At 73.8% G+C, this 13,871-nt stretch carries 10 protein-coding genes, 1 tRNA gene and 1 pseudogene; 5 read left to right on the top strand and 7 right to left on the bottom strand.

Annotation, left to right across the window (positions count from 1 at the left end; translation table 11 throughout):
- Positions 1–68: 68 nt before the first annotated feature.
- Positions 69–311 carry a DUF5302 domain-containing protein gene (locus ACSMXW_RS32775; protein WP_485801708.1) on the bottom strand — a complete coding sequence of 81 codons (243 nt, stop codon included), beginning with the start codon at positions 309–311 and terminating at the stop codon, positions 69–71.
- 379 nt (positions 312–690) lie between these two features.
- Between ACSMXW_RS32775 and ACSMXW_RS32770 the strand changes: the two genes are divergently transcribed.
- Positions 691–3,345 (top strand): M14 family zinc carboxypeptidase, encoded by a 2,655-nt coding sequence (locus ACSMXW_RS32770; protein ID WP_485801706.1) that lies wholly within the window; start codon positions 691–693, stop codon positions 3,343–3,345.
- Positions 3,346–3,628: 283 nt separating this feature from the next.
- Positions 3,629–5,491, top strand: a complete 1,863-nt coding sequence (locus tag ACSMXW_RS32765) for a threonine/serine exporter family protein (protein WP_485801704.1) — start codon at positions 3,629–3,631, stop codon at positions 5,489–5,491.
- 246 nt (positions 5,492–5,737) lie between these two features.
- On the opposite strand, the gene ACSMXW_RS32760 is transcribed toward ACSMXW_RS32765, so the two are convergent.
- A tRNA-Pro gene (locus tag ACSMXW_RS32760) sits at positions 5,738–5,811 on the bottom strand.
- A 226-nt stretch (positions 5,812–6,037) separates the two neighbouring features.
- Between ACSMXW_RS32760 and ACSMXW_RS32755 the strand changes: the two genes are divergently transcribed.
- Positions 6,038–6,745, top strand: coding sequence for a transketolase (locus ACSMXW_RS32755; RefSeq protein ID WP_485801702.1), 708 nt, complete (start codon positions 6,038–6,040; stop codon positions 6,743–6,745).
- A 146-nt stretch (positions 6,746–6,891) separates the two neighbouring features.
- Positions 6,892–7,800, top strand: coding sequence for a transketolase family protein (locus tag ACSMXW_RS32750; protein WP_485801700.1), 909 nt, complete (start codon positions 6,892–6,894; stop codon positions 7,798–7,800).
- A 142-nt stretch (positions 7,801–7,942) separates the two neighbouring features.
- On the opposite strand, the pseudogene ACSMXW_RS32745 reads toward ACSMXW_RS32750, so the two are convergent.
- The 3 genes and pseudogenes from ACSMXW_RS32745 to ACSMXW_RS32735 all read right to left on the bottom strand — a co-directional run.
- Positions 7,943–9,199: pseudogene (locus tag ACSMXW_RS32745) on the bottom strand (MFS transporter); the annotation flags it as partial.
- A 450-nt stretch (positions 9,200–9,649) separates the two neighbouring features.
- Positions 9,650–10,009 (bottom strand): MmcQ/YjbR family DNA-binding protein, encoded by a 360-nt coding sequence (locus ACSMXW_RS32740; RefSeq protein ID WP_485801698.1) that lies wholly within the window; start codon positions 10,007–10,009, stop codon positions 9,650–9,652.
- A gap of 175 nt (positions 10,010–10,184) precedes the next feature.
- A complete protein-coding gene (locus ACSMXW_RS32735) occupies positions 10,185–10,550 on the bottom strand; it encodes a DUF742 domain-containing protein (protein ID WP_485801696.1) in 366 nt (121 codons plus the stop codon).
- 93 nt (positions 10,551–10,643) lie between these two features.
- Between ACSMXW_RS32735 and ACSMXW_RS32730 the strand changes: the two genes are divergently transcribed.
- A complete protein-coding gene (locus ACSMXW_RS32730; RefSeq protein ID WP_485801695.1) occupies positions 10,644–10,838 on the top strand; it encodes a hypothetical protein in 195 nt (64 codons plus the stop codon).
- Positions 10,839–10,840: 2 nt separating this feature from the next.
- Here the strand turns inward: ACSMXW_RS32730 and ACSMXW_RS32725 are convergent, their stop codons facing one another.
- On the bottom strand, positions 10,841–11,275 hold the full coding sequence (locus tag ACSMXW_RS32725) for a roadblock/LC7 domain-containing protein (RefSeq protein ID WP_485801693.1): 435 nt from the start codon (positions 11,273–11,275) through the stop codon (positions 10,841–10,843).
- Positions 11,276–11,435: 160 nt separating this feature from the next.
- Positions 11,436–13,430 carry a sensor histidine kinase gene (locus ACSMXW_RS32720; protein ID WP_485801692.1) on the bottom strand — a complete coding sequence of 665 codons (1,995 nt, stop codon included), beginning with the start codon at positions 13,428–13,430 and terminating at the stop codon, positions 11,436–11,438.
- Between the last annotated feature and the right edge of the window lie 441 nt (positions 13,431–13,871).

Below are 13,871 nucleotides of genomic sequence, written 5' to 3'. Positions count from 1 at the left end.
CAGGACACCGCGCGACCGCCATGGGGGTGCGCGGTGTCCTGCAGAGAGGGCCCGAAGGGCGGTTGGACTCAGCCGCCGCTCTTGCGTCGGAACGAATGCCGGCTCGCAGCCGGGCCGTGCGTGCCGCGGATCTTCGCCGCGTCGGTGTTCGCGGCGAGGGCCGCGGCCTCCGCCTGCATGCTGCGCTTTCGCGCCAGGGCCTGACGGAACTTGGCCTTCAGATCGTATTGACCGTCCTCGTCGGGTGCCAGGGCAGGACGCTCGGCGTCAGCCGACTCCGAACCTTCCTGCGATGGAGACGCTGCGGTCATGGTGACCTCCTGGGTTCGGGCAGTGGGAAGCACAGCTTGTCATGCGGGGGCACCGCGGTGTGCGGCCGCTCGGGCCTGACGCGACGCTTGGCTGCCGCCTGAGGGACGCGGACCGGGACGGTGACGGCGTTGGAAGCCTTCCTGCCCTCCCGCACCCGGCCGCCCTCCCGCACCCGACTGCGCGGACGTCACCCGGACAAACGTCGGAGGCTGGCTCCCCGGGCACGGCGCCGACGGTGGACGAATGGCCGGATTGCCAACGGGTCAGGTGTCCACGTCTTGTATTCGCGGTTCCGGTCGGCCGATTCGTTGACGCCCGCAACGGGTGCCGCCCAACCCGAGCCCTCTGCGCGCTTCCCCGGAGCGAAAGGACGAACCCGTGAGAGCTCACGCTATCAAGGCGGCAGCGATCGTCGCCGCGGGGCTGTTGATCGGTGCGATTCCCGTCTCCCACCCCATCAGCCCCGCCTCGCCACTCAGCCGGGCCGCTTCCGCCGCCGCGGACGACATACCGACACCGGAGGACTTCTTCGGCTTCCCGATGGGGACCGAGGGCAGACTGGCGGAGTTCCCCGACATCAAGAAGTACCTCCGGCTGATCGCGGACGAGTCCGCCGAGGTCGACTACGAGGTGGTGGGCAAGACCACCGAGGGCAACGACTTCCCGATCGTACGCATCAGCTCCGCAAGGAATCTGAACCGGCTGGACGAGATCCTGGACGTCAACGCCCGGCTCGCCGACCCGGCCCGGATGACCAGGGAAGCCAGGAGAGCCGGAGAGGACCGCGACCGGTACGCGCGCGAACTCGCCACGACCAGCGTGCCGGTCTACTACATCGAGGCCGGCATCCACTCAACCGAGGTCGGGAACACGCAGGCGCTGATGGACGTCGTGCACCGGCTCGCCACCGAGGACTCGGACTTCGTGAACCGGGTGCTGGACAACGCGGTGATCGTGATGGTGCCGTCCCAGAACCCCGACGGGCACGACCGGGTCGTGAACTACTACAACGCCACCGCCGGGACCGACTTCGATCGGGTCTTCCCCGACCTGTACCAGAAGTACGTGGGCCACGACGACAACCGCGACTGGTTCATGTTCACCCAGAAGGAGTCGCAGATCCGGGTCAGGCTGGAGCAGGAGTACCGCCCGGCCGTCCAGCACTACATGCACGGTGCGGGTACGACCAGCCCACGGATCTGGTCGCCGCCGTGGGACGAGCCGATGTCACCGACGCTCGATCCGCTGACGGTCGCGTCGGCGAACAGCATCGGCCAGGAGGCGAACCGTGACCTGGTCGGCGCCGGGGACAAGGGCGCGAAGACGGACGACGCCTACGGCATCATGTGGAACGCCGACGTGATGGGCTACAGCACGTTCCAGGGCACGACCACCTGGCTGACCGAGATCGCCGCGGCCAAGGACCTCTGGTCGACGTTCACCTCGGACAAGATCCTGGAGGCGTCGGCGCCGACACTGCGCTCGCCGCTGCCGTACGACAAGAAGACGTGGAGCCCCGAGCAGATCGTCGACTACGCGGAGACGGCGGCGTACTCCGGCCTCGACACGGTCGCGGGCCACCCGCAGGAATGGCTGTACAACACCATGTACCTGGTCAACGCGCACAGTGAGACCTGGGACGGCGGCCCGTACGCGTACGTCGTGCCGGCCGGGCAACGCGATCCCTACGCCGTCCACGACATGCTGCACATCTTCGACTTCGGGAAGGTGCGCATCGAGCAGGCCACGGCGGCGTTCCGCGCCGGCGGCAAGGAGTACCCGAAGGGGTCCTGGATCCTGCGGACCGATCAGCCGCTGGGCCGCTGGGTCGACCAGCTGCTGCGCGTCGACGAGTACCCCGACTCCGCCCGCAAGTGCCCCGACTGCCCGCTGATCATGCCGTACAGCGAGACCACCGACAATCTCGGTCTGCTGATGGGCGTCACCGTCGACTCGGTCGAGGACCCGTTCGGCGCGGACACCGAGGTGGTCAGCGGCATCGAGCCGACGGCGCCGCCGATGCCGGAGGCCCCCGGAGCGAGGGGCGCATATGTGCTGAGCCCGGAGTCGTACGGACTCGGCAAGGTGATCACCGCGCTGGAGAAGGCGGATGTGCCGATGTTCCGCGCGACCGAAGAGCTGAAGGTCGGCGGCGCGACGCTGCCGCCGGGCGCGCTGATCGCTCCGGCGAGCGACAAGGCGCGCACCGTACTGAAGAACATCTCCGCCGCCACCGGACTGCGCGTGTACGCCTCGCCCCGGGTGCCGGCCACGCCGGCGATCCGGCTGCGGGACACCACCCACATCGGGCTGGTCCGCGGTGTCGACAACATGGAAGGCGGCTGGATGTGGTGGATGTTCGACCAGTTCGGCATCGACTACGACATCGTCGAGGCCGACGACTACCAGCACCTCGACCAGTACGACACCGTCGTGCTGCCGCCGGGGATCACCCGCGACTCGATCACCAAGGGGCTCGATCCCGCGCGGTACCCCGAGGAGTTCCGCTGGGCACGCGGCGTACCGAACGGCCCGGCGAAGCTGAACGAGTACGTCCGGCAGGGCGGCAACCTGCTGGCGATGGGCAACTCGGCGTTGACCGCGGCCGACGCGTTGTCGCTGCCGGTGCGGAACGTCGCACCGAGGAGCGGTGACGAGTTCGAGGTGCCCGGCGCGCTGTTGAAGCAGACGTTCCGGACGTCGTCGCCGGCGGCCTGGGGAATGCCCCCGGCATGGCCGGTCTGGTACAACGACGATCCGGCGTTCCGGCTCACCGGCGACGGCGACGTGGCGGCCTCGTACCCGCGTGACACCGACCTGCTCGTCAGTGGGTACGCACGAGGGGACAAGGCGCTCAGCGGTGCCGCCAACGTCGCGACGTTCGACGTCGGCGACGGCCGGACCACCGTCATCGGTGGCGAGGTCACCTTCCGCACCTGGCCCCGCGCGGCGTGGGCCCTGGTGACGAACGCGCTGTACAACGGCGCCGGCACCCCGGTGTCGGCACGGCAGCTGGCCCGCGCTCTGCGCTGAGCCCGGACCGGCCCCGGGGCGCGCCGATCGCCGGGTCCGCACCTCGGGGCATCCTCAGGGCGACGGCCCCTCCCACCGCGGCCCGGAGCCGCCCTGCGGCGCGGAATCCGGTGATGGGCCTCCGTTCCGCGAGTGCCGGCCCTGGGCCACGGTACCCGCAGACGGAGCGGGACGGCTCCCGGCCACTGCGGGAGCAGTACGGCGCCGCCGATAGGCTGGGGCCCGCGACGCGGTCACTGACGGCCGCGGTGGGCCCCGTACCGAATCCCGCGCGGTGGGCCGCATGACCTGGCCATCAGGTCGTGTGACCCACCGCATCCTTGTGCGCGCGCAGGCGACCGCGCGTGGGCGGTGTCGGCGTTCGTCACGGGCCGCTCGTGCGGGGTTCGGCGTGCGCATACTGAGCGGTGGCGCGGCCGTACGACAGGGGGACGTTCGACGAACGGACGGAAAACACAGGAACAGACGGAACAGGAGTGGGGCGGAGCAGGTGATCGAGTCGGGTGACAGTGACGACCGCAAGCTGAAGTCGGACGAAGCGAGGAGCGCGTTCGCCCAGCCGGCCGGCGTGGTCCCGGGTTCCGCCGTACCCGAGGACGAGTCGCACACGACGTCGGAGTTCGCGGTGCCGCAGGGGCTCGCGGCCCTGGGCACACCCCAGGAGCAGGAGGGCTCCGCGTTCAGCCCGCCGCGCACGTACCGCGCGCGGCACGCGCCGCCGGCGTTCACCCCGCCGACGGGTGTCCCGGTCATCAGCGGGCTGGCCAAGGAGGCGCCCTGGCAGGACCGGATGCGTACGATGCTGCGCCTTCCGGTGGCCGAACGGCCCGCGCCGGAACCGGTGACCAAGCACGAGGACGAGTCGGGGCCCGCGGTGCCGCGCGTGCTCGACCTCACCCTGCGCATCGGGGAGCTGCTGCTGGCGGGCGGGGAGGGCGCCGAGGACGTGGAGGCGGCGATGTTCGCCGTCTGCCGCAGTTACGGGCTCGACCGGTGTGAGCCGACGGCCACGTTCACGCTGCTGTCCATCTCCTACCAGCCGTCCCTGGTGCATGACCCGGTGACGGCCTCGCGGACGGTACGCCGCCGGGGCACCGACTACACGCGGCTGGCGGCCGTCTTCCGGCTGGTCGACGACCTCAGCGAGGACGAGCACGACATCTCCCTGGAGGAGGCCTACCGACGGCTCGCCGAGATCCGCCGCAACCGCCACCCCTTTCCCGGGTGGGCGCTGACCGCGGCGAACGGGCTGCTGGCGGGCTCGGCCTCGGTGCTCGTCGGGGGAGACCTCCTGGTCTTCATCGCCGCGGCGGTGGGCGCGATGCTGGGTGACCGGCTGGCCTGGCTCTGCTCGGGACGCGGGCTGCCGGAGTTCTACCAGTTCACGGTGGCCGCGATGCCGCCTGCCGCGATCGGAGTCACGCTCACCGTCCTCCACGCGCATGTGCCCGCTTCCGCGGTGATCACCGGTGGGCTGTTCGCGCTGTTGCCGGGGCGGGCGCTGGTGGCGGGGGTGCAGGACGGGCTCACCGGCTACTACCTCACCGCCGCGGCCCGTCTGCTGGAGGTGGTGTACTTCGTCGTCGGCATCGTCACGGGCGTGCTGATCGTCCTCTACTTCGGGGTGCGGCTGAACGCCAAGCTCAATCCGGACGCGGCGCTGCCGAACGTGGAACGGCCGTACTGGCAGATACTCGCCGCGATGCTGCTGTCCCTGGCCTTCGCCGTGCTGCTTCAGCAGGAACGTTCGACCGTGCTGATGGTGACGCTCAACGGGGGTGTGGCCTGGGTCGTCTACGGGGCGATGCACTTCACCGGTCACATCTCGCCCGTGGCGTCCACGGCCGCCGCGGCCGGGCTCGTGGGACTGTTCGGCCAGCTCTTCTCCCGGTACCGGTTCGCGTCCGCGCTGCCGTACGTCACGGCGGCGATCGGCCCCCTGCTGCCGGGCTCCTCCACATACTTCGGGTTGCTGGGGTTCGCCCAGAACGATGTGGACGCGGGGCTCGTGTCGCTGACGAAGGCCGTGGCGCTGGCCATGGCCATCGCGATCGGGGTGAATCTGGGGGCGGAGGCCTCCCGGATGCTGATCCGCGGCCCCGGCGCCCAGGCACGTCGCGCGGCGAAGCGCACACGCGGCTTCTGAAGCGACGCCGCGACGCCCGCCGAGAGGGGGCCGCGACGCCCGCCGATGCGACGCCGCGACACTCACCGATACGAACACACCTGCACAAGGAATCGAACAAATGCGCAAGGGGTCGAGAGGGAGCGAACGCTCAAGGGAAGAGGTAGGAGCACGCTCCCACTCCGCGCTCTCGCCGGGGCGTGGGAAAACAGCGAGGGGCCGTTGCGAAACGGCCCCTGATCTGCGACTTTCGAATGTCTCGAAAAGTCGGGACGACAGGATTTGAACCTGCGACCCCTTGACCCCCAGTCAAGTGCGCTACCAAGCTGCGCCACGTCCCGTTGCTCGTCTGACCTGGGCTTCCCCTGGCCGAACGCGCATGGAAACCATACCTCACTCCGGACCGTGGTCGCGCATCCGTTTCCGTGCGCGGCACCCTCGGCCGGCGCTCCCCGCGACCACCGTCCCGCCCGGTCACCGCCCCCCGCGGCCGCCGCACCGCACCGCCCGCCACGCTCCGCGGTCATCGCTTGACTTGAAGTGCTGTTGAGGTTGCACGCTCCCGGTATGACGACGACAACGCACCGGCAGGGCGCGTACGCGTACGAGGACCTGCCGGCCCTGATGGGGTTGATGACGGGCGACGAGAAGCACGGCCCCGCGGCCACCTCCACACTGGACGCGCTGTGGGTGCTCTACGACCGGGTGCTGCGGGTCTCCCCCGGCACCGTCGACGACCCGGGCCGCGACCGGTTCCTGCTCTCCAAGGGCCACGGACCGATGGCCTACTACGCGGTGCTCGCCGCCAAGGGCTTCCTGCCCGCCGGCTGGCTGCCCGGCTTCGGCTCGTACGACTCCCCGCTGGGCCACCATCCTGACCGGGTGCTGGTGCCGGGTGTGGAGATCGCCAGCGGCTCGCTGGGGCACGGGCTGCCGATCGCGGTGGGCACGACGCTGGGCCTGCGGGCGCAGGGCCGTGCCGAGCCGCGGGTGTGGGTCCTCGTGGGCGACGCGGAGCTGGACGAGGGCAGCAACCACGAGGCGATCGCCTTCGCGGGGCCCGCCGGCCTGGAGCAGCTGCACACCGTCCTGATCGACAACTCCTCGGCCTCCTACGGCAGCAGCGGCGGCAGCGCGGCGCGCTTCGCGGCGGCCGGGTGGTCGACGCGGGTGGTGGACGGGCGCGACCACGAGGCGTTGTACGCGGCCTTCACGGCCCCGCACCCGGGGCGGCCCCACGCGGTCGTCGCCCGGGTCGAGCCGAAGACCGGCTGAGGCCAGGCCGACGCGTGCTGGTGCACTCCTTCCTCCGGCCCGTGCCACCGCTCCCGGCCGCTCCCCCTCCGCCACTCCCGCCGGGCGCCGCGCCGGCTCCACCGGCCCCAGCCCCACAGTTACCGTCCCGAAAGGACACCCCCGACATGGACACCATGCGTGACCGGTTCGCCCCCACCATGGCCCGGATCCTCGACGAGGATCCCCGGGTCGCCGTCGTGCTCGCCGAGATCGGCAGGGACGCCTTCGCCGACCCGGCGCGCAAGCACCCCGACCGTGTGATCAACGTCGGGATCCGTGAACAGCTCCTGATCGGCGCGGGCGCGGGCCTGGCGCTCGCGGGCCTGCGTCCGGTCATGCACAGCTTCGCCAGCTTCCTGGTGGAGCGGCCCTTCGAGCAGGTGAAGCTGGACTTCGGCCACCAGGGGCTGGGCGGGGTGCTGGTCAGCGCTGCCGCCTCGTTCGACTGGCCCGCGGGCGGCTTCACCCATATGTCACCGGGCGACGTGGCGCTGATGGACACGTTGGACGGCTGGACGGTGCATGTGCCCGGCCACCCCGACGAGGCGGAGACGCTGCTGCGGCACGCGGTGGCGGCGGGCGACGACAAGGTCTACGTCCGTCTGTCGGTGCAGCGGAACGGCTCGGCGCGCGCCGTCGACGGCAGCCGCTTCCTGCCGGTCCGCACCGGCCGCGCGGGGGTGGTGATCGCCGTCGGCCCGATGCTCGACCAGGTCCTCGCGGCCACGGAGGGCCTCGACGTGAGCGTGTTCTACGCCACGACCGTACGGCCCTTCGACGCCGCGGCGGTGCGCCGGGCCACGGAGGCCACGGGCACCGATGTGGTGGTCGTGGAGCCGTATCTGGCGGGCACCTCCACGGCCGCGGTGAACGACGCGCTCGCCGATGTGCCCCACCGGGTGCTGGGCCTTGGCGTGGGGCGCCGGGAGCTGCGCCGGTACGGCGAGTTCGACGAGCACCTCGCCACCCACGGCCTGACCGCCGGGCCGCTGCGGGAGCGGATCACCGGCTTCCTGGGCCGCTCTCGGGTGTGACCGGTATGACCGGTATGACCGGTGCCGCGGCACCGGTGCCGGCCGGCTCCGCGCCCCGTGCGGCGCCCGCGCCGCCGGGCACCGCGGCGGCGGCCGGCTCGCCCGCCGCGTGGGAGCCGCCGCCCGCACCGTGTTCCGCCGCTGCCGCCGGGCCGGGTCCGTAGCGGGAGACGGACTGGTCGACGCGGAGCAGGTTGCGTATCGCCGGGACGGCGAGGAGGGCCGTGGCGACCAGGAGGGTCACCACGCTCCCCGCGAGGAGGACGTGTTCGGTGCCGAAGGCGCCGGCGGCGGGGCCGGCGAGCGCCTGGCCCACCGGCATCATCGCGAGGGAGCCTGCGACGTCGTAGGCGTGGATGCGGTTGAGCACGCCGGGCGAGACCTGCGTCTGGACGCTGGTCGCCCACATCACGGCCCAGAACGACTGGCCCGCGCCCGCGACGGCGGCACCGGCGGCCATCGCGGCGACACCGAACTGCGCGCCCACGACGGCCGGGAAGAACGCGAAGAGGTACAGGGCCAGCGCCCCGGCCCGCAGCATCCGGCGCGGCCGGGCGCGCAGCGCGGCCAGCCCGCCGACCACGGTGCCCGCGCCGAGGGCGGAGTTGACCAGGCCGTAGGCGCGCGGGCCGTGCTCCTGGACCACCTCGGTGGCGACCAGCGGGACCGTCGGCCCCGAGGCCCCGATCATCAGGACGCACCAGATCGCGATGACCCCCCACAGCCAGGTGCGGGACCTGAACTCGCGCCAGCCCTCCACGAGATCGGCCCGGAAGCCGGTGGTGCGCCCCGCGGTGCCGTGGGGGGCGGGCGGCAGCCGGAGCAGCAGCAGGCACAGGGCGCTGAGGCCGTAGGTGGCGGCGTGGGCCGCGAAGACGCCGCCCGGCGACGCGAACGCGACCAGCAGGCCCGCGAGCGCCGGGCCCGCGAGCTGCGCGGACGACTCCGCGATGCGGATGGCGCCGTTGGCCGCCTGGACGTCGGCGGCGAGACGGGGCACCGTGCTGGCCACCCCGGGCTGGAAGACGGCGGACGCCGCGCCGTTGACGGCGCCGATGGCGCAGATCTGCCAGAGGACCACGTGCCCGGTGAAGAAGAAGACGGCCGCGAGGGACTGGCTGACCAGCCGGACCAGGTCGGCGCCGATCATCAGGCCGCGGGTGCCGAACCGGTCGGCGAAGACGCCACCGAAGATGACGAGTCCGGCGAAGCAGGCCACGGAGGAGGCCATGGCGAGGCCGACCGCGCCCGCACCGTACCCGTGCTCCAGCAGGCCCGCCGCGAGGGCGACCGGCAGCATCGTCTCACCGAGCTTGGCGAGGGCACGGGCGGTGAAGAAGAGCGCGAAGTCGCGCGACCAGAGCCGCCTGGCGCCGGTGCCGGCACCGTCCGCGCGCAGCCCCCCACCGCCCGCCACCGGCCCGCCACCTGTCGCGAGCAGACCCTCACCGTCCGCGGGCAGCCCCCTACCGCCCGCCACCGGCCCGCCACCTGTCGCCGGCAGCCCGGCACCACTCGCCACCGGCCCGCAACCGCTCGTCATGGCTCCGTCGCCGCTGGTGGGCAGCACGGCGCCGGCGGCCGGCTGCCCGCCGGTGGTGGCGCCGGGGGTGCCGGAGCGTCCGGCGGCCCGGCGGCCCTCCGCCCGGGCCGGGGCCTCGGCCGGGTGGGCGCGGTCGCCTCCCGGGGCCGGGGTGTCCGGGCCGGGTGCGGGCGGATGCCCCGTACCGTGTCCTGTCATCTTCTGCGGTGTCCTCCCCCTGTGAGCCGACGGCCGCCGCGCGCCCGGCTCGCACCTGCATGTGTGATCATGCCATGCGGCACCGACAGCGCCCGGGGACGAACCCGGTCAGCCGCCGCCCGGCACCCCGAGCCGGGGGTGTGCCTCCAGCAGGCGGGGAGTGGCCGCCTGGCGCCAGGAGTCGGCGAGGATGTCATGCAGCTCGGCGGTGTCCTCCAACGCCGCGAGGCGCACCCGGACCCATGCGAAGCCCGCCTCGTGACAGGCGATCCAGAACTTCTCCGGCTCGGCCAGGACGAGTTCGTCCCGCTCCTCCTTGGGGCAGCGCACCGCTATGGACGTCTCGTCCTCGGGCAGGGTGGCGAACATCTTCCCGGCGACCCGGAAGGTGGGCATGCTCCACGCGGTCTTCTCCGCCGTGTCCGGCAGGGAGAGGGCGATACGGCGTACGTCGTCGGCGTCTGGCATGGCACGAACCGTAGCCAACGGCACTGACAATCGGCCCGCGACGGCGGCACGGCGAGGAGCGGACGAGGCGGGGCGGGTCGGGGGCGCTCCCCCGGTCCAACGGGCCTGCGCGGGCAGGGCGGGCGACTCCGGAGGTCTCTCCGGAGGCCTCCGCCGCGCGGTGGCGCGGGCGGCCTCAGAGCGTGCGGCGCAGACCGGCGAGCACGGCCTCCAGAAGGGCGCGGTCCGTGTCGCCGTGCCGGGCCGGGGCGCGCACGGCGAGGGCCCCGCAGTCGACGAGGTCGCCGATCAGCACCTTGGCCACGGCCACGGGCAGCCGGAGCAGGCCCGCGACCTCCGCCGCCGAGTGGGGCACGGCGCACAGGTGGACCACCTCCCGGTGCTCCGGGCCGAGCCGGGCGGGCGGCGCGCTGCCGGTGGCGGCCACCGAGGCGACCGGGCCGAGGTCGGTGGACGGCCTGGTGCGGCCGTTGCTGACGGTGTAGGGGCGGACGATCCGCCCGGCGGCGGCGTCGAGCCAGACGCCGTCGCCGCGCCGCACGCCGTCGTCACACCGGACCCCATCGCCGCTCCGGATCCCGTCACCGCACAGGAAACCGTCACCACACCGGGCCCTGTCCTCCCGCCTCTCCCCATGCCTTCCGGCAGCTTCGGCGCACACGGGGTGGTGTGTGCGATGGAGTGCGACGCCCGGCGCGTCCTGCGCGTCGTGCGGCGCGTCCTGCGTGTCGTGCGGCGCGTCCTGCGTGTCGTGCGGCGCGTCCTGCGTGTCGTGCGGCGCGTCCTGCGTGTCGTGCGGCGCGTCCTGCGTGTCGTGCGGCGCCGGTGAGGTCACGGCCGTACCGCCGCCGGCCAGGCCGCTGGGCGCCGCAACGGCGGCGCCAGGTACGGCCTTGCGGTCCCGACGAGCGTCGCCATCTCGAATCCCAGCACCGCGGCGTCGGCGGCCGGTCCGGTCAGGACGGCAAGGCAGGTGTCGGCGTCCACCGTGGAGACGCAGAGGAGCGCGGAGTCGAGCTCCACGACGACCTGGCGGACCGCGCCGCCGTCACAGAGCCGGCTGCCCGCGCTGCGGCTGAGCCAGCAGAGCCCGGAGGCCAGCGCGGCGAGGTGGTCGGCACGGTCGGTGTCGAGTCCGTGCACGGCCTTGACCAGCCCGTCGGACGAAAGCAGCACCGCGCTGCGGGTGTGCGGCACACGCCGGATCAGACCGGTGAGCAGCCGCTCAAGGACCCGGGTGCGGTCGGTCGGCGGATCGCTCGCCATCGGTGGGACTCCTTGCGTACGGGGAACTGCGGAGCGGGTGGGACGGGGTGGGCGGGTCGGGGCACGGGGCTGCGGCCGGGAGGAGGGACGGGAGGAGGGACGGCGGCGCTCCGGTGCGCGGCGCACGAGTGGGCGGCCCGGGTGAGGGGCGGGCGGCGTGTCAGCTCCCACCCGGCGTGCCGGCCCCTCCGGGCCGCGGGCCGGTTCGCGGCCCGGGCCCCGTGCCGGTCGCCCGCTGCGCCGCGCCGAGGCCGGTGCCGCGCCGGAAGGCGGCCATCAGCCCCGGAGTGGGTCGGGTGCTCCGCTCGCCACCCGGCCGGGTCTGCGGCGCGCCGTGCGGCTGCCGCGTCACGGGCTCCTGTGCGGGACGCCGGGGCAGGCGGGGGCGCTGCTCCGCGCGGGGGACATCCATGGGTACGCCGGGTACCGCCGTGGTCTCCTCCGTGGCGTGCTCGCGCGCCACATCGTCGGCCGGCCCGCCGGGGCGTGCGTGCGCGGGCGCGTCGGTGCCGTCCCGGACCCCGGCGGGGTGCGCCCGGGGACCCGCGGCGCCCCGAACCTCCACATCACCGGCACCGTCCACGTCCGGACGCACACCACCGTCCACATCACGTCGCACAGCACCGTCCACGTCCGGACGCACACCGCTGTGCGCGGCGCGGAGCTCACCCGGCCCCGCGCCACCGACCACCGCGGGACGCACACCGTCCCGCGCGTCCTGCCCCGTGCCGGCGTACGCGACCGGGTCGGACGGAGCCCGCGTGGGACCGGCCGTGAGGCCGGCCGGCACGGGCGTCTCGGCGAGCCGCCGGGCGCTCCCCCGCTCGATCGTCCGGGGTGCCCCGGGGCCGAGGAGGGCACGCGGGAGGACGAGGACGGCCTGGACGCCGCCGTAGACGTTGCTCTGCAGCCGGACGGAGATGCCGTGTCTGCGGGCCAGCCGGGAGACGACGTACAGGCCGGTCCTGCCGTGATGCAGCACACGGGTCGCGGCCGCGCCGGCCGGGTCGGTGAGCAGTGTGTTCATCCTGGCCTGCTCGCGCGGGGGCATGCCGAGGCCGCGGTCCTCCACCTCGATGGCGAGACCGGCGGTGACGGGGGAGACGCGGAGCATCACAGGGGTCCCCGGGGCGGAGAACACCGTGGCGTTCTCGATGAGTTCGGCGAGCAGGTGCGCAACGTCGGCGACGGCGTGGCCGCGCACCGAGCCGTCCATCGGCGGCACCAGCATGACCCGCGGGTACTGCTCGACCTCCGCCATCGCCGAGCGCAGTACCTCGGTGACGGGCACCGGGTGGGTCCAGCGGCGGCGGGACGCGGCGCCGCCGAGCACGGCGACGTTCTCGGCGTGCCGCCGCAGGCGCGTGGCCAGGTGGTCCACCTGGAAGAGGCTCTTGAGGAGGTCGGGGTCCTCGGTCTCCCTCTCCAGCTCGTCGAGGACGGCGATGCCGCGGTGCACGAGCGCCTGCATCCGCCGGGCCAGGTGGGCGGAGACGGCGACGGTGTGCGCCAGGTGCGCCGCGTCGGCGCTCCGCCGCACCGTGCCGCGCACGGCGTCCGCACCGCGGGCGCCACCCGCGGCCTCGCCCTCGCCCTCGCCCGCGTCACCGGACGGCCCCGTGGAGTGCCGAGCGGCCCGCAGCACGGCGGCGACGGCGGTGTCGTGCGCGCGGTCCAGTTCCGCCGCCAGCCGGCCCAGCTCGTCGGCCGCGCCGCTGTGCGGGGCCGCCTCGGGCGCCACCGGGCCGGACCCCGTGGGGGCGTCTGGCGCCGCGCCACGCCGCAGCGCCTCGACGAGGTCGTGCAGCTCGGCCTGTCCGCGCGCGGTGGTGCGCCGGAGCGCCACGATCCGGCCGGACAGGCCCGCCGCAACCCGGTGGGCGGCCAGCCCGGCGCCGGCCAGGACCAGCAGGGTCAGCACGGCGGCCCCGCCGAGCACCGCCCAGGGGGTGCCGGTCCGGGCGGTGGTGCCGGTGGTCGACGTGAGGACGAGGGCCGCGCCGAGCGCCACGGCCGCGGCGGGCAGCACGGCCAGCCCGAACAGTCTGGAGCCTATGGTCAGGGACGGCCGCCCGGCGCGCCGGCCGGGTCTGCCGTGCCTGCCGCCGCCCTCACGGTGGTCGGCGGAGGGGGCAGGGACGGGAACGTGCGCCATCGGAGTCCTTCGGTGGGTGATCCCCGCCGGGCGGCGGTGGAGGGGCATCAGGCTCGTGCGGCGCAGTGCGGGCGTGCGGCGCCGCCGCACCGGTCGGCAGGCACGTACTACGACCCTGCGCGATCCGGCGGACACACACGGTAGTTGTAGGCGCCGCTCCCGTGGCGGACAGTTCACGAACTCCGGTGGATAACGCCCTCCTCCGGTATGACCCCTCGCACACCAGCCCGACGACCACCACGTCAGCCCACAGAGACATCACGGCCCACGGAAGCCCCCTCCGACTCGGCCCACGGCCCGGGGCTCCCCGAAGGGGAGCGAGGAACTACGTGACAAGCCCACGACGACACCGCGAGCCCACGACGCACCCCGGTGGGCACCCCGGGGTCCGCCCGGGTCCGGGCCGTCCGGGCCCCGCGGCTCCGGCGCCCGGAAACCGCG

Source organism: Streptomyces sp. DSM 116793 (assembly GCF_057320905.1).
The sequence above is the reverse complement of the archived record's forward strand: the minus strand, read 5'-3'. Positions and strand labels throughout refer to the sequence as shown.

What these genes read in the sequence shown, in the direction of transcription:
- ACSMXW_RS32765 (WP_485801704.1), top strand. Translation starts at nt 3,629, where the DNA reads ATGACCTGGCCATCAGGTCGTGTGACCCACCGCATCCTTGTGCGCGCG.
- ACSMXW_RS32755 (WP_485801702.1), top strand. Translation starts at nt 6,038, where the DNA reads ATGACGACGACAACGCACCGGCAGGGCGCGTACGCGTACGAGGACCTG.
- ACSMXW_RS32720 (WP_485801692.1), bottom strand. Translation starts at nt 13,430, where the DNA reads ATGGCGCACGTTCCCGTCCCTGCCCCCTCCGCCGACCACCGTGAGGGC.
- ACSMXW_RS32775 (WP_485801708.1), bottom strand. Translation starts at nt 311, where the DNA reads ATGACCGCAGCGTCTCCATCGCAGGAAGGTTCGGAGTCGGCTGACGCC.
- ACSMXW_RS32750 (WP_485801700.1), top strand. Translation starts at nt 6,892, where the DNA reads ATGGACACCATGCGTGACCGGTTCGCCCCCACCATGGCCCGGATCCTC.
- ACSMXW_RS32725 (WP_485801693.1), bottom strand. Translation starts at nt 11,275, where the DNA reads ATGGCGAGCGATCCGCCGACCGACCGCACCCGGGTCCTTGAGCGGCTG.
- ACSMXW_RS32740 (WP_485801698.1), bottom strand. Translation starts at nt 10,009, where the DNA reads ATGCCAGACGCCGACGACGTACGCCGTATCGCCCTCTCCCTGCCGGAC.
- ACSMXW_RS32730 (WP_485801695.1), top strand. Translation starts at nt 10,644, where the DNA reads ATGCCTTCCGGCAGCTTCGGCGCACACGGGGTGGTGTGTGCGATGGAG.